Annotated in this window: 11 protein-coding genes; 8 read left to right on the plus strand and 3 right to left on the minus strand. The window is 64.7% G+C overall.

The window, feature by feature from the left end; translation table 11 throughout:
• Nucleotides 1-226 precede the first annotated feature (226 nt).
• Together B7R93_RS13745 and B7R93_RS13750 are read right to left on the minus strand one after the other, a co-directional pair.
• Nucleotides 227-1,249 (minus strand): O-antigen ligase family protein, encoded by a 1,023-nt coding sequence (locus B7R93_RS13745; protein ID WP_232798463.1) that lies wholly within the window; start codon nucleotides 1,247-1,249, stop codon nucleotides 227-229.
• A gap of 627 nt (nucleotides 1,250-1,876) precedes the next feature.
• Complete coding sequence (locus tag B7R93_RS13750; RefSeq protein WP_103021310.1) at nucleotides 1,877-2,308, minus strand: hypothetical protein; 432 nt, start codon at nucleotides 2,306-2,308, stop codon at nucleotides 1,877-1,879.
• Nucleotides 2,309-2,849: 541 nt separating this feature from the next.
• Here B7R93_RS13750 and B7R93_RS13755 point away from each other — a divergent pair.
• Nucleotides 2,850-3,845, plus strand: a complete 996-nt coding sequence (locus B7R93_RS13755) for a threo-3-hydroxy-L-aspartate ammonia-lyase (protein WP_103021311.1) — start codon at nucleotides 2,850-2,852, stop codon at nucleotides 3,843-3,845.
• A gap of 201 nt (nucleotides 3,846-4,046) precedes the next feature.
• Here B7R93_RS13755 and metE read toward each other — a convergent pair whose 3' ends face one another.
• Nucleotides 4,047-6,356, minus strand: coding sequence for a 5-methyltetrahydropteroyltriglutamate--homocysteine S-methyltransferase (gene metE, locus B7R93_RS13760; RefSeq protein WP_103021312.1), 2,310 nt, complete (start codon nucleotides 6,354-6,356; stop codon nucleotides 4,047-4,049).
• Nucleotides 6,357-6,547: 191 nt separating this feature from the next.
• Between metE and B7R93_RS13765 the strand changes: the two genes are divergently transcribed.
• From B7R93_RS13765 to B7R93_RS13795, 7 genes are all read left to right on the plus strand, one after another.
• Nucleotides 6,548-7,723, plus strand: coding sequence for an aminotransferase class V-fold PLP-dependent enzyme (locus tag B7R93_RS13765; protein WP_103021313.1), 1,176 nt, complete (start codon nucleotides 6,548-6,550; stop codon nucleotides 7,721-7,723).
• A 151-nt stretch (nucleotides 7,724-7,874) separates the two neighbouring features.
• Nucleotides 7,875-8,828, plus strand: coding sequence for an aldo/keto reductase (locus B7R93_RS13770; protein ID WP_103021314.1), 954 nt, complete (start codon nucleotides 7,875-7,877; stop codon nucleotides 8,826-8,828).
• A gap of 84 nt (nucleotides 8,829-8,912) precedes the next feature.
• Nucleotides 8,913-9,425, plus strand: coding sequence for a CIA30 family protein (locus B7R93_RS13775; RefSeq protein ID WP_103021315.1), 513 nt, complete (start codon nucleotides 8,913-8,915; stop codon nucleotides 9,423-9,425).
• 182 nt (nucleotides 9,426-9,607) lie between these two features.
• Nucleotides 9,608-10,267 (plus strand): deoxynucleoside kinase, encoded by a 660-nt coding sequence (locus tag B7R93_RS13780; RefSeq protein ID WP_103021316.1) that lies wholly within the window; start codon nucleotides 9,608-9,610, stop codon nucleotides 10,265-10,267.
• Between the two features lie 38 nt (nucleotides 10,268-10,305).
• A complete protein-coding gene (locus B7R93_RS13785) occupies nucleotides 10,306-12,411 on the plus strand; it encodes a TonB-dependent receptor (RefSeq protein ID WP_157942309.1) in 2,106 nt (701 codons plus the stop codon).
• Nucleotides 12,412-12,525: 114 nt separating this feature from the next.
• Nucleotides 12,526-13,590, plus strand: coding sequence for a YihY/virulence factor BrkB family protein (locus B7R93_RS13790; RefSeq protein WP_103021318.1), 1,065 nt, complete (start codon nucleotides 12,526-12,528; stop codon nucleotides 13,588-13,590).
• A 94-nt stretch (nucleotides 13,591-13,684) separates the two neighbouring features.
• The gene (locus B7R93_RS13795) at nucleotides 13,685-15,901 is read left to right on the plus strand and encodes a BamA/OMP85 family outer membrane protein (protein WP_232798464.1); all 2,217 of its coding nucleotides are present in this window, start codon (nucleotides 13,685-13,687) and stop codon (nucleotides 15,899-15,901) included.
• Nucleotides 15,902-15,912 lie beyond the last annotated feature (11 nt).

The following is a 15,912-nucleotide window of genomic DNA, read 5'->3' on the forward strand; positions in this document are numbered from 1 at the left end:
GGCCTGTCGGCCTCTTCGTCCTGATTTGTTTGGGAGCCACCGTTTATTATCGACGCCATGAACGGAATCTTTACCTCCGCCTTCGATTGTCCTCTCCGCTAATCACTCAGAGGATTCCATCCAGGAGGGCGTGCCACTTGTCACCAAAGCTGTACGGGTTGCCGAAGGGACCGCCCCAAGAATCGTCGGTCGCTCAATTCAGGGCGTCTCAGAAATGCGCGGTGTCCTACCGGTCCCGTCGCGCTCGGTCGATCACCTCGGGATCCCGGACGTGAAGGAACCCCTGTCCCCAGTACCGAGGAGAGAACCGATTCCGATCCACTGCTTCTAACAGGGCGTCCCGCCGCTCGTCGACGGTCGTTAGATCTTTGAGACTGCTCCCCACCACTCCCATCGCCACGACCAGCAGCACGCACAGCACCGCATGGGACATGCTTGAAGGGGCAGTCGTTGGCTCTTGCTGGAATTGGTAGCGGCCCCACGCCCACCCGCCGACCAATGCGAGAAAGACTTGGCTGATGGGCGTCACGAGCAGGCCACTGACCATGGCGTGGCTCGCTGCCGCCAACACCGAACCCACCAACGCCACCCGAATCCCATTGGCTTCTCCCGACGCCCGTTTCGCCGCGCGGGCTTCCTGCCTCATCCAGCGCCAGCCGCCCCACACCGCGAGCCCCGTCATGACGACGGTCGACGGAAGTCCCCACTCGGCCAGCCACTGTAGAAGAGCGTTGTGGGGATGAGCACCAGTTGCGAAATGGAAAGGCGGCCAGGCAAAGTGCATCGGGCCCGCCCCAAACCAGGGATGCGCCCAGGCCAACTCCAAGCTCGTCGTCCACAATTGGAGACGTCCTGAATACGTCCCTCCCTCGGAAAACTTTTCGACCACTGGGGGGCTTTTGCCCGCCGAGAAGAGGAGATAGTACAACAGAAGTCCCGCGAGCAGACCTGCAGCCTGGATGAGAAGCCAGGGTTTCGCGCGGCGCCGAAACAACAATCCAACTCCCACGGCAGCTACACCCATCGCGACGATCGTCCCGCGCACATTGGATGCAAAAATCAACGCCCACCACAGCGCCATCAACCCAAATACCCCCCCTCGGGCTGTTTTCCATGTCTTTGGGAGCACCACCACGATGCCCGCGAGGAGCGGTAGGGTCCAGGTTTGGTAGTGATTGAAGAAGCGGATATTGACGTAGTTCGTGCCACCCTCCGGCCAGAGTTTAATCTCCTCAGTCGTAAGGTGCATGCCGTAGCCTACCCCGAAAAACACGGCATAAAGCAGAGCACTGAGTGCTACTGCTCCGAGAATCCGGCGCTCCACATGCTTCGAGGTCCCCTGGACAGTAGATGCAACGATTCCTGCTGTGACGAAGAGCAACAGAAAGTGTCCGGCTTCCAGAAAACCGTAGAAAGACACTGGGGCCCACAGAGCAGACAGGAGCCCTCCTCCGAGCACCAAACCCAGCCCCCACTTCGCAACTGCTGGGAGCCATCGAAACGTCGCTAGCCAGCGTCGCCGAGTAGCCTGCGACATCAGCAGCACGCAGCCTACCAAATTTAAGAGGCCAATCTGAAGAACTCGCTTTTCGTTGTACAGACCTACCTCAGACAAGAACGAAAACGTGGGAACGAGGGAAACACATCCTAGGATAGACCAAAACAGGATTGAACTGATGGTGATCTTTTGGCCCAAGCATTGAGCAGTCTGGGTCGTATTTTGACCTTGGATGGCATTAATCATCAGCTTGGATCTCTTCAGTTCTAGCCTTTTTCTGCTTCTTTTCACAGACTACTAGATTGGCAGAGAAAAAGGGCGGCCCCAAAACTGGGACCGCCCTCTGACTTTCCTCAGATGGTGGGAGGCTGATTCATTTTAGCTGCTGAAGCTAGTAGAGACAGACTCATCGGCACTCGGATTCACTGTAACTGTCACAGTTTGTGGGGCATCGCTGCTGGTACACTCAATGTCTGCACTACCACCTCCCACATTTTTGATTTCACACTTGCCGTTGCTACCTGCACCTTCAGCCGTAACCTTGGTGTCGGAGCTAGATGTGGTTTCATATCCCAGTTTGGTAACGATACCTGAGGCCGAAGCACCGCTACTAGTGAGATCAACTCCACCCATCTGCGACGGCTTTCCAGCAAGTCCCTGAATGTCCGAGGCAATCGATGTTCCCCGCTGCACGAGGGCATCCTGCGAGGCCTGGGCCTGGTTTTCGCTGAAGGCCTGGATGCCGGCCACGGTGGCCAGTCCGACGATGACGGTACTCAAAACGAGAAGTAAAAGCTGCTGCTGTCCCATGGTATTCGGTGATTGTGGTTAGAGGGTCGCGTGTCGCGGGACGCGCACCGCGGGGACCGTCTTCCGAGGCCCGAAAGCCCGTCCCCGCGGCCGCATGAGGCGTCGCCCGCATCTTCGTCCACTCTTACATCACAGGAACTGTGCCAATTGCTTACAAGACACACGTATTATGTTCTTTAAGATAACATTCCGGGGAGTCCTCTTCCCTGATGTCCTTGAGACGGGGTAAACGCGCGGCTCGGTCTGGGAGAGGGGCCACTTGTCCGCTCCTGCCCGCTCTGCCGTCCGGGTCAATCCGTAATCGGACCGGTAGCATTCTCATCTTCTGGCCTCAGGTCGGGCGCCCTTGGGATACACGCTGTTGCGCCGTACCTATTTTGGCATTTTGTTTTGCAATAACGGATACTGAGGAACCGGTCCGTCTCGGTCGGTTGTCAATGGAGCGCAGCGCCTCCCCCGCTCCTGCCACTGGCTTGCTCAACCTTCCGTTTAGAGTCCCGTTGGGGCAGTGCGCATTCTCTAAACGCTCCCGTTCTCTGCCATGCCCACCGATTCGACCGTCTCGTCTCCCGCCGTCACGTACGCCGACGTGGCCGCCGCGGCCCGTCGCCTCGACGACGTGGTGCACCGGACGCCCGTGATGACCTCCCGCACCGTCGACGACCGCGTGGGCGCCGAGGTCTACCTGAAGTGCGAGAATTTCCAGCGCACCGGCGCCTTCAAGATTCGTGGGGGCTACAACGCGGTCTCGCAGCTGCCCTCAGCGGACCAGGAGCAGGGCGTGGTCACCTACTCCTCCGGCAACCACGCCCAGGCCGTGGCGCTGGCGGGCCGGGCGCTCGGCGTGAACGCGACGATCATCATGCCGGAGACGGCCCCGCAGGTGAAGCTCGACGCGACCCGCGGGTACGGGGCGGAGGTCATCGAGTACGACCCCGACGAGACGGTCCGGGAAGAGCTAGGCCGGCGCCTCGCGGAGGAACGCGGGCTCACGCTCGTGCCCCCCTACGACCACCCGGACGTGGTGGCGGGACAGGGCACGGTCGGCGACGAGCTGTTTGATCAGGTCGGGACGCTAGACGTCCTCCTCGTGTGCTGCGGGGGCGGGGGGCTGCTCTCTGGCTGTGCCCTGGCCGCGGGGCACCACGCCCCGAACTGCACCGTCATCGGCGTGGAGCCGGCGGCCGGCGACGACGCGACGCGGTCGTTCCGCAGCGGCGAGCTGCAGACAGTCGAAAATCCGGACACGGTGGCCGACGGGGCCCGCACGCCCTACCTGGGCGACGTGACGTTCCCGCTCGTGCTGGAGCACGCCGACGACATGGTGACCGTCTCGGACGCCGCCCTCGTCCGGGCCATGCACCTGCTCTGGGAACGGATGAAAATGGTGGTGGAGCCGACCGGCGCGCTCGGCGCCGCGGCTCTGCTCGACGGAGTGGTGCCTGGCAACGACCGCCGGATCGGCGTCGTCGTGAGTGGCGGAAATGTCGACCTCTCCCGCGCACAGGCCCTGTTCGAGACGTATGACCTCGAGTAACAGCCCCCCCGGCGACGGCCTCCCCTCCGCAGACCGGGGACCCAGTCAGAAGCCCGCACCGGTCGGTTGACCGATGCGGGCCCTTGTTCTTTTCCGAACGCCGGGACCGACCGCTGTACTCGTAGAGAGGAGAGGGCACCCCACCGCCAGTGTCTTGGGGGACTCTCTCGTCCCCTCACAGGAACCGGGACTCACGGTCGTCTACGCCGTGGCCCGCTCGCGGGCGTTCTCGGCGGCCTGCACCATGTTTTCGAGCGCGGGGCGCACCTCGACCCAGCGGCGCGTCTTGAGGCCGCAGTCGGGGTTGACCCACATCTGTGACGGCTCGAGCACGTCGAGCGCCGTCCGGATGAGCTCCTCCATCTCCTCCACCGACGGCACGCGGGGGGAGTGGATGTCGTAGACGCCGGGACCAATCTCGTTCGGGTAGTCGAACGCGTCGAACGAGTCGAGCAGCTCCATCTTCGACCGGGACGCCTCTACGGAGATGACGTCGGCGTCCATGTCGGCGATCGCCTCGATGATGTCGTTGAACTCCGAGTAGCACATGTGGGTGTGGATCTGCGTCTCGTCGCGGACCCCACTGGAGGCAAGCCGGAAGCATTCGACGGCCCAGTCGAGGTAATCGTCCCACTGGTGTTCGCGGAGGGGCAGCCCCTCGCGGAAGGCCGGCTCGTCGATCTGGATGGCCTGGATGCCCACGTCCTCGAGGTCGAGCACCTCGTCGCGGATGGCGAGCGCAATCTGGCGACACGTCTCCGCGCGCGGCTGATCATCGCGCACGAACGACCACTGCAGCATTGTGACCGGGCCCGTGAGCATGCCCTTCACCGGCTGGTCGGTCTGGTCGTTGGCGTAGGAGAGCCAGCGGGTGGTCATCGGCTCCGGGCGGCTCACGTCGCCGGCGATAATGGGGGGACGCACGCAGCGCGTGCCGTAGCTCTGCACCCAGCCGTTCTCGGTGAAGAGGAAGCCGTCGAGCTGGCGGCCAAAGTGTTCGACCATGTCGCCCCGCTCGGCCTCCCCGTGGACGAGCACGTCGAGCCCGATCTCTTCCTGGGCGGCGATGGTGTCGGCAATCTGCTCCTCGATGAAGTCCTCGTACTCGGCCTCCGAAATCTCGTCCTTCTTGTACTGGGCGCGCATCCGGCGCACATCGTCGGTCTGCGGGAAGGACCCGATTGTGGTGGTCGGGAGGGTCGGCAGGTCGAGGGCCTCGCGCTGGAGGGGACTGCGGCTGGCGTGCGGGGAGTCGCGCTCCGTCATGGCGGCGTCGATCCCCGTGACACGGCCCTGCACGTCCGCGTCGTTGATCCAGTCGGACTCGGCGCGGGCCGCGTGCGCCCGGCGGCTCTTTTCGAAGAGGGCGGCCGTCGCCTCCTCGTGTCCGTCGGCCCGCTCGGCCAGGGCCACAATCTCTTCGATCTTCTGCGTGGCAAAGGCGAACCAGGTCTTCATCTCGTCGCTCAGGGCCGGCTCCGTGTCGAGGTCGACCGGCACGTGCAGCAGCGAGCAGGACGGCCCGACGAGCACGCGGTCGGGGCCGAGGGCATCGACGGCCGTCTCGACGGTTTCCAGCAGGGCGTCGAGATCCGCCCGCCATACGTTGCGCCCGTCGATGACGCCGAGCGACAGCGCCAGGTCGTCGGGGACGCCGTGGTCAAGGGCGTCGGCCAGCTGTCCCTCCCCACGCGTGAGATCGAGGTGCAGCACGTCGATCGGCAGGTCCAGGGCCGTCGGCAGGTTGTCCTCCAGGCCCCCGAAGTAGGTGGCGACGTGCAGGTCAAGGTCGGCCGCGTCGGCGAGCGCCTCGTAGGCCGTCTCGACGGCGGCACGCTCCGCATCGCTCAGGTCGAGCACGAGATTCGGCTCGTCGAACTGCACGGCCTCGCAGCCCGCGTCGGCCAGCTCCTGCAGCACCTCGGCGTATACCGGAAGCAGGTCGTCGAGCAGGTCGAGCGCATCGAGGTCCTCCGCCTGGGTCTTGCCGAGCAACAAGAACGACACCGGCCCGATCACGACGGGGCGCGTCTCCACGCCCTGCGCTTTTGCCTCCTCGTATTCGTCAATCGCCTTGGTCGACGACAGCGAGAAGCTCGTGTCCCGCGAAAACTCAGGGACGATGTAGTGGTAATTCGTGTCGAACCACTTCGTCATCTCCATCGCCTGCACGCCCGACTCTTCGCCCTCCAGGTCCTTCTCCTGCAGGCCGCGCGCCATGGCGAAGTACGTGTCGAGGTCGACCGTGTCGCCGTCCCACGGAAAGCGCTCGGGCACGGCGCCGACCATGGCGCAGGCATCGAGCACCTGGTCGTAGTACGAGAAGTCGTTGGAAGGCACGACGTCGAGCCCCAGCTCCTGCTGCGTGGCCCAGTGCGATTCGCGGAGGGCCCGGGCCGAGTCGCGGAGCTCGTCTTTCGTGAGATCGCCCTTCCAGTACCCTTCTACGGCCCGCTTCAGCTCGCGGTGGGCACCGATCCGGGGAAAGCCAAGGTTGGTTGCCGTCGCCATGGACGTCGGGGAGGTCGGTTGTTGGGGAGATGAGAGCTACAAGATGTACGGGCGTCCTCACAATTGTTACCACAGTTCTCCTCATTTTCCAGAACCTCCACAATCGGTCCCGAAAGGGCGCTCACGCGAACGGGCGAAGAGAGCGCCCGTACGGAGGACATGTCATTGCCTTGCTCAGCATTCCTAGGGGTATGGACCTCGACCGCCTCCGCGCCGAGACGCCCGGCACCGACCACGTTCTGCACTTCAACAACGCCGGGGCGGCCCTGCCCCCACAGCCTGTCCTCGACGCACAGGTCACGCACCTGGAACGGGAAGCGACCATCGGGGGGTACGAAACAGCGGCCGAGGCCGAGGGACAGCTCCACCGTACGTACGACGCCATCGCCCGGATGCTGGGATGCGGGACCCACGAGGTGGCCCTTGTGGAAAACGCGACCCGCGCCTGGGACATGGCCTTCTACGGCCTCTCCTTCGGGCCCGGCGACCGCATTCTTACCTCCCCGTCCGCCTACGCGAGCAACCACATCGCCTGCCTCCAGGTGGCCGAGCAAACAGGCGCCACCGTAGAGGTGCTTCCCCACGACCAGGACGGACAGGTAGACGTGGAGGCGCTCCGGACACGGATGGGCGACGACGTCGCGTTGATCGCACTCACGCACGTCCCCACCAACGGTGGACTCGTCAATCCGGCCCGGGCGGTCGGTGCGGTGGCGGACGACGCGGGCGTGCCCTTCCTGCTCGACGCGTGCCAGTCCGCCGGTCAGATGCCGCTGCCGGTCGACGAGATCGGCTGCACCATGCTCTCGGCCACGGGGCGCAAATACCTGCGGGGGCCGCGGGGCACCGGCTTCCTGTACGTGCGGGACGACTGGATCGAGCGCATCGAGCCGCCCCTCTTGGACCTCCACGCCGCCACCTGGACCGCCCCCGACGACTACGAAATTCACGCGGACGCCCGCCGGTTCGAGACCTGGGAAGGCCACATCGCCGGGCAGGTGGCCCTCGGGGTGGCCGTCGACTACGCCCTCGACCGGGGACTGGAACCCATTTTCGACCGCAACCAGCACCTCGCCCAGGCCCTGCGTGCCGGACTCTCCGATGTGCCCGGCGTCACGGTCCACGACCAGGGACGCGTCCGCTGCGGCATCGCTACGTTCAGCACGCGGCAGACGGACGCCTCGGCACTCCAGGCCGCACTCCGAACACAAGACATCAACACCTCGGTCTCTCCCCCCAGTTCCACCCGGCTCGACGCCGAGGCACGCGCCCTGCCCGACCTTGTCCGGGCGTCGGTCCACTACTACAATACCGAGGCCGAGATTGACCGCTTCGTGGCGGCCCTCCGTTCGGCTCTGAACCAATGATGGAGGCGAGGAACGGCCCCGCGCCGTCCTTGAAGACCCAGCGAGACCGGCCTGCATCCCTGCGACACGAGAATCATTTCGGGGGGTGCTCGCTACGTAGGCATCGGCCGGTTCCCTCAACAACTTCCGAACATACCCAGCGACACAACCGATGCAGTCCATCTCGTTCGCGAACGGCGACGAAATGCCCATGGTTGGCCTCGGCACCTGGAAGTCTCCCCCGGGCGAGGTCTACAAGGCCGTCAAAACGGCCCTGGAGGCCGGCTACCGCCACGTCGACTGCGCCCCCATCTACAAAAATGAACACGAGGTGGGGAACGCCCTGCGCGACTCGTTCGACGCGGGGACAGCGAGCCGCGAGGATGTGTGGGTCACCTCGAAGCTGTGGAACGACAACCACCACCCGGACAACGTCCGGCCCGCCCTCGAGCAGACGCTCGACGACCTGCAGCTCGACGCGCTCGACCTGTACCTCATCCACTGGCCGGTGGCCCTAACCCACGGGGTCGATTTTCCCGAGTCCCCCGACGACTTCGTGTCGCCCGAGGAGGTGCCCCTGACCGACACCTGGGCCGCGATGGAGGCCCTTAAGGAGGACGGCCTCGTTCGCCACATCGGGGTCTCGAACTTCAGCGTGCCAACGCTCCAGCTGATTCTGGACGAGGGCGAGGTCCGACCGGAGATGAATCAGGTGGAGATGCACCCTTACCTCCCGCAGCCCGACCTGGTCTCGTTCGCGAAGTCACAAAACATCCCCATCACCGCCTACTCCCCACTCGGCTCCGGGGACCGTCCCGACGCCATGAAGGCCGACGACGAGCCGACGCTCATGGCAAATCCCACGATCAACGAGATCGCGGATGCCCACGGCGTGTCTCCCGCCCATGTGCTTCTCCAGTGGGGCCTGAACCGGGGCACAGCGGTCATTCCGAAGTCGACGACCCCGGCTCACATCGAGGACAACCTGGCCGCCGCGGACCTCGACCTGTCCACGGACGAGCTCCAGACCATCGACACCCTCGACCAGAATTATCGCTATCTCGCGGGGGCCGCCTGGACGATGGAGGGCAGTCCGTACACACAGGCCGACCTCTGGGGCGAGTAGCACGCCCCGCTGGTGCAGCAGTAGCGAACGCATGCATCTCGCCTCCCGCCGTCCCCACTGGATCTGTCTTTCGACCGGTCCGAGATGTCTTCCTCCTCTCTCTTCGACTTCTCGTCCGCTACGCCCGACGATCCGGACGAATGGCGGAGTGTCGACGACCCGGTGATGGGCGGCGTCTCCGAGAGTACGTTCGTTGCGGGCGAGGGCCACGCCGTCTTCACCGGCACCGTATCGCTCGATCACGGCGGGGGCTTTGCCTCAGTACGAGCGCCGGACCGCACCTACGACCTGAGCGACCATGAGGGTGTCCACCTGCGCCTCCGGGGCGATGACAAGCACTACTGGTTCACGGCGTATACCGAGGCGGCCCGTTCGGTCAGCTACCGGGCCTCTCTTGCTCCCCCCACGGAGTGGACGACCCGTACGGTGCCCTTCGACACCCTGACCCCGTACCGTCGCGGCACGAAGGTCCCAGACGCCCCCTCGTTCGCCCCCGCCCAGATCCGGACGATTGGGGTTTTGATCGCCGACGAGCAAGCGGGCCCGTTTCGGCTGGAGGTGGCCTGGATTCGCGCCGGCCTCCGCTCCACTTCCTAGCCCCCACCGTCGGCCCTGTCCCTGCCTCCGTTCGTGCCTGTCAAGAACGGCACGACGGCTTTGCTCAGAGGGACATGCCCTCCTGTCTTTGCACAAAAAAGATCGGGACCCCGTGTCGATTTTGCCTCGCCCCTCCTAGATTGCTACGCGGTTCGATGGACTGAGGTACAATTTCTTCTCCTATGGAAAGCGCCCCCGCCAACGCGCACGACGCCCCAAAGCACGTGGCCATTTCTGGCAACATTGGCGCCGGGAAAACGGCCCTTACGGAAGTGCTTGGGGACTACTACGGGTGGGAAACGGTCTTTGAACAGGTCGACGACAACCCGTACCTCACCGATTTTTACAACGACATGCGTCGGTGGTCCTTCAACCTGCAGGTCTTCTTCTTGTCCAAGCGGTTCGAACAGCTGCAGCGGATTGAGGAAAGCGAGACCTCCGTCGTGCAGGACCGCTCCATCTACGAAGACGCGCACATTTTTGCCCGGAACCTTTACGAGATGGGCCACATGAGCGCCCGGGACTACGACAACTACACGGACCTGTTCACCATCATGACGTCGTACCTCCAGCCGCCGTCGCTGCTCATTTACCTTCGGGCGTCGGTGCCCACCCTCGTGAACCACATTCAGCAGCGGGGACGTGAGTTCGAGTCGACCATCCGCATCGACTACCTGGAGCGCCTACAGGGGCACTACGAGGAGTGGATCGACCACTACGACCGTGGGCCCAAGCTCATCATCGACGTGGACGAGCTCGACTTCGTGGGAGAAGAAGACGACCGACGGATGGTGTTGAATCAAATTGAGAGCCGGCTCTTCGGTCTCTTTCCGGACGAGTGACGGCGCCCGGTCGCCCTTACTCCTGACGCGCAGCGGACATGCCTTCTGCCCTCCGGTCATTTTTACGCCTGCTGTTCGGCCTTCTCCTCGTCGGGGGCGTAGGGCTGGGAAGCGCGTTGATGGCGGCCCGGTTCGCGCATGCACAGGCAGACACGACCGCCGCCCCGGACACGCTCCAGCGTCCTTCTGCCGCCGCCCCCGGCCGCTCCTCGTCCGACACGAGCACGGCACGCCAGGAATCGTTTCGTCCCCTGTCCCCCTCTTCCCCGTACGGCCGAGCCCACTCCGACTCCCTACCCGGTCGACGGCCGCACGTGAGCGTCGAAATGATGCTGGCCGAGCAGCCGGGTAGCTTCCTCTACGACCTCGGGGAGTACGGGTGGCCCCACGGCTGGAGTCCCCGGGGCCTCGCTCCCCACCGGGTGCATCTCTGGTCAGGAGGCCTCCCGGTTGACGACCCCCTCACGGGCCGTGCCCGGTTTGAGCTCCTGCCGCCCTCGTTTTTGACCCCGCCGCGCACCGGCCTCGATCCCGGCGGAGGGGCCGTCGGCGTGCACACGGCGTGGCGGACCTACGCCCCCAAGCGCCCGGTCACCGAGCTGCGGTATCGGTTTGACCGGGACGGGCTTCACGCGATCGAGGTGGGCCATTCCCAAAAACGCCGCCTCGACCTCTTCGGGCCGCCCGGGGTGCTCCATCTGACCTTCGGGTACGGCGGCCGAAAGGCCGACGGCATCTACAACGGCAGCGCCCTGCGTACCGAGCGGCGCATCTGGGGCCGCCTTCGGTACTTGATGAACGACTGGGCCTTCGAAGTGTCGGACCGTTCGACGCTCTCCCGCATCGGGGCACACGGCGGGGCCGTCCAGAGCTCCGGCCCCTCGATCTACGCACTTCCCCTTGCCGCCTCCAATGTCCGCCGGCCGAACGACCGACGCAAAACGGTCCGCAATGACCTGACGGCCCGCCTGCAAGGGCCCCTCGTGCCGGGGCTGTCCCGCCCGATGGACGTGTCGGCCCGCTGGACCTCCCACACCTTCGACTTCCGCTCCACAGGGGGCGACGCCGACACGACCTGGACCGTCCCGGTCACCGCGGGGCACATCCGGGCTCGGCAGTCGCTACGGGTCGGCGCTCATCACCTCACGGGAAGCATTCGCGGCTCCCTCTGGAGGATCGGGGACACCAACCTGCCGACGCTCGACGGACGCCGGGGCGCCGCCCACGTCCTCCTTCGCGACTCCCTCCGCCTGGGGCGTTCTGATGTGACGCTCAACGTGGGCGGCCACCTCACGTCTCAGCAACGCTACCCGTCCGTCACAGCCCGCCTCCAGCGCCCAGTCGGGCCCATACAACTATTTGCCTCGGTGACGGCCACTGGGCAACGGGGCGCGTGGATCGAAGACGACGGATTCGCCTCGCACGTCCAGCCCCTGGCCGGGGAGCGCGGCGGGGGTGCCGACCGTGTGCTGGAAGGGACGATCGGGGGACGCGCCCAGTTCGGCCCCTTTAGCGTCGAGGGAACGGGGTTTGCCCATCGGATTCAAAACGCCGTCGACCTATACGCCGTGACGCCGGAGGACGCCGCGGCCACAACGATCACCAATGACGTGGCTGCTCGCCAAACGTCTGCTCCTGTCCAGCGGGTGGGCGCCACCGCTTCGCTTGGATGGCGCAAGGACGCCCAGCGGGGTCTGTACGCCACCGGCCACGGCACACTTCTACAGACGCTGGACCCCGACGCGTCGCCCCTCCACGCCCGCCTCGCCAACACCCTGCCAGAGGCATTCGGCCGGGCACGGCTGGGGGCACGGTTCGTGCTGTTCGACGACTTGATGACAGATCTCTACGTGCAGGGCCGGGGGTGGGGCGCCCTGAACAGCCGATGGTTTCATCCGCCTACGGGGCGCCTCGTGGTGCCCCCTCGCACCTCCTCTCTTCCCAAAACCTCGAGGGGCAGCATCGGCCCGAGTGGCACCGTCGACCTTCGGGCCGAGGTCCAATTTCGCAGTGCGACCCTCTTTTTCACGTTTCAAAACGTGCAGGCCGGCACCCAGCTGCAGCCAGGGACTTTCGTAACGCCCGTTTACCCCCTTCCGCCCCAGCAATTTCGATTCGGCGTCTTCTGGCCCATTTTCAACTGAGTCCTCGCCCCGAGCACCGCCCAGAACGCGCAGGAGGAATCACGACCGCAAACCGCCAGGTATAATCAGGCCCTTTGGAGTTGCTCCGTATCCCCTGTCTCCTTTCTCAACCACATGCCCTCCTGGTTCGACCTTCCGGCGGCTCTGCGAGGGACCTTGTCGTCCGTCTGGACCGGCACAATGTACTACGCCGTCGGGTTGTACCTGGAGCTGTCCGAGAAAAACGTCTTTTTGTGGGCCCAAGCCATTGCCTTCAAGGTCCTGGTCACGATCGTCCCCATCGTGATTCTTGCCACCGGCATCGCCGGACGGGTGCTGCAGGGAAAAGACGCGTTCACGGCCGTGACACGGTTTATTCGGGAGCTCCTCCCGGGCAGCCAGAGTCAGCGGCTCATCGACTTCTTGACCCAGCTTCAGGACGCCAGCGCAACGATCGTGGGGATTGGGGGCGTAGGTCTGTTTCTGTCGGCCATGTCCCTTTTTATTACCCTGCGAATCGCGGTCAGCAACGCCTTTGAGCAGGACTGGCACCAGGAGCGATCCCTCCTTCGGGGCTATCTGTTCGATGTCCGGATGGTTGTCCAGGTCGGAATTCTCTTCCTTTTGAGCGTGGGGCTCTCCGTGTCGCTTCCGTCGTTTGTGAGTGAGGTGATCATCGGGCAGCTGCTGGGCCCCGAGCAGTGGGTGCAGTGGCTGTGGGGACGCGCCATCTGGATGACGGGCCTTCTGCTTCCGCTCCTGCTGACGACCGCCATGTTCTTCCAGCTCTACTACCTGGTGCCCCAGCCCTGCCCCCGAAAGCGCAGTGCCCTCGCGGGCGCCGTCCTCGCCGCAGTGCTTTGGGAATCGGCCAAACAGGCCTTCACGTTCTACGCGACCTACGTCGGCTATGGGACCGGCACCGAGGCGCTGGGCAGCACGTTTGGCCTCATCGTTGCGTTTGTCTTCTGGGTGTACTTTTCCGGCGTCGTCCTGATGATCGGGGCCGTCGTGGCCTCCCTTCAGGAGCACCGGCACGTGACCGCCGGGGAGCTGCCGGGGGCAGAGTTGCCGTCTCAGTTGGGCGTGTCGTTTCCGGGCGGAACCGGAGGAGAAGACGCCCAGGAACCGACGGGGCGATCTGGCCTTTCTGTTCCGCCGGCCCGCCCCTCCCAGTCAGGCCCCCAGTCGTCCTCGTAGGCCCCCAGACCGCCGTCCCTCTCCCAACCGATCGCTTCATTTGACCACGGTGCTGTCTTTTTCTCCGCCTCCTTCAGGCGCCCAAAGGGGACTCGTGCTGTTGCTGCTTGTGCTGTCCGCCACTCTTGCGACGAGCCCACGCCGTGCTCCCGCCCAGGCCCCGCTCCGCTCCGCCGACGCCAACACGTCGGTCCACGAGATTTCCTTCCGGTTCGTAGACCAGCAGACGTTCGCCCCCAGCCGACTCCGCGAACAGATCGGAACTACGGGTCCCGGGACACTCACCCGCCTGCGCAACCGGGTCTCGTTTCTTCCAGGCCTGCAGGCCCGCCGTCTGTCGTTCAATCCAGTGGTCCTTCAGAAGGACGTCGTTCGCCTCCGGCAATTTTATCAGCGAAACGGATTCCCCTCAGCGGAGATCGACTATCCGGCCACCCAGCTCGACTCCTCGCGCAACCGGATCCACATCATCTTCACCATCCGCGAGGGACCGTCCGTTCAGATCCACAGCGCCGACTTTGTGGAGGCCTCGAGCGGGGCCCCGTTCGCGACGACCCTACCGGACGCCCTCCAGGGGGACTGGGCGGCATTCCGGCGCGGCAAGTTGAGCGTTGGCGGGCGATACACGGACTTCGAGCGGACCCAGATCAAAGACCGGGTGCAAGCGTGGCTCCGAAACCGTGGGTTCGCCTTCGCCCGGGTTCAATCGTCCGCCTCGGTCGACACAACCCAGTACGCGGCGGATCTGCGCTTCATGGTCGATTCGGGGCCCCGCACCGTCTTCTCCGAGATTCAGGTGGACGGCAACGCGTCGGTCGACCGGTCTATCATTCTTCGGGAACTGCCCTTCGCCGTAGGCGATCGGTTTTCCGCCGACGCGGTGACGGAGGGACAGCAGAAGCTCTTCGACTTAAACCTCTTCCGCGTTGCCCTGGCCGACGTGCCGAGCCAGCCTCGTGACAGCACCACCACGGTCCGGTACCGCGTGCGTGAGCGCGACCTGCGTGGCTACTCCGGCGAGGTCGGGTACGACACGCGCTCGGGGATAACGGTGAACGGCAGCTGGCGCCACCGCAACTTTTACGGAAACGGCCGTGCCTTCCTGGTAAATCTCATTGCAGAGACCGGATACCCCAACTTTCTGGCCCAACCGTCGTCACAGGAACTGAGCCGGCGCCTTCGGGCCTCCGTAACCCTGCGCCAGCCATATATCTTGTCGAGGGACCTGTCCGGCTCCCTGTCTCCGTTCGTGGAAGAGCGCTTGAACCCTGCCCTCGCGCCGGACCCAACCCGCCCCCTCGATCTCAACGAGCGCAGGTTTGGGCTCGAATCGACCCTGGTGTACGACTTCATTCCGTACCGGACTGTGTCGTTCCGGCATTCCTTGTCTCGTACCCAGCAGTTTTCGGCGTTGGAGACAGCGGATGCGGAGCGTCCGGGCAGACTGACGGTGGAGGACGACCTCTTCAGCAAGAGCATCTTCACGCTCAACGGGACCTTCGGGGCCGCCGACGACTTTTTGAACCCAACCGAGGGGTACATTCTCCGCCCCACCGCCAAGGTCGGCGGCCTCTTTCTAAAGTCCGGGGTTGAGTTCGTCCAGTTGAGCGCCGAGGTGAGTGGATATCTCCCGGTGTCGTCGTACCTGGAGGTGGCGAGCCGCGTGTTCGTGGGGTCGACCTGGCCGTTCGGCGAAAGCCTTGACAACTTGAGCCGTCCCTCCAACCCCTCCGCCACAGACCGACGCGAGAACCTCATTTTTCAGAACCGTTTTTCGGACAACCTCTTCTACGCGGGGGGCGGCAGTGACGTCCGGGGATGGTCGTCCCGTCTCGCAGGCGGGAAGGTTCTCCGGGAGTCGAGTGTTCTGAGCGACGGCTTCGCGTACCGACCGATTGGGGCCCGGAGCAAGGTGGGGCTGAACCTGGAGGCTCGATTTCCCCTTCCCGGCCTCGGATCGAACTGGCGCACAGCCGCCTTCCTGGACGGGGCCTACGTGACCTCGGGCGCCCTCGACCTCACACCCCCAGCCACCGCGCCTTCGATCATTTCGGGGCCGGACGGCACCCCGGTCAGCACAGATCCCTCACAGGTCTTGGTGGGCACCGGGGCGGGCCTCCGCTACGAGACCTCGTTCGGGTTCCTTCGGGTCGACCTCGCGTACAAACTGACCCCCGACGCGTTGGACCTGCGCGCGGCCGAGGACGTGGGCGCCGCCGTAACGGCCGACAATCCGTCCCCACTGTCGGACGTAGACACCGGCTCCCTTCAGCGATTCCGCCTCCACTTCGGCATCGGACGGTCGTTCTAACCGCAGTCCCG

The organism is Salinibacter altiplanensis (assembly GCF_002894645.1).
Taxonomy (GTDB): Bacteria; Bacteroidota; Rhodothermia; order Rhodothermales; family Salinibacteraceae; genus Salinibacter; species Salinibacter altiplanensis.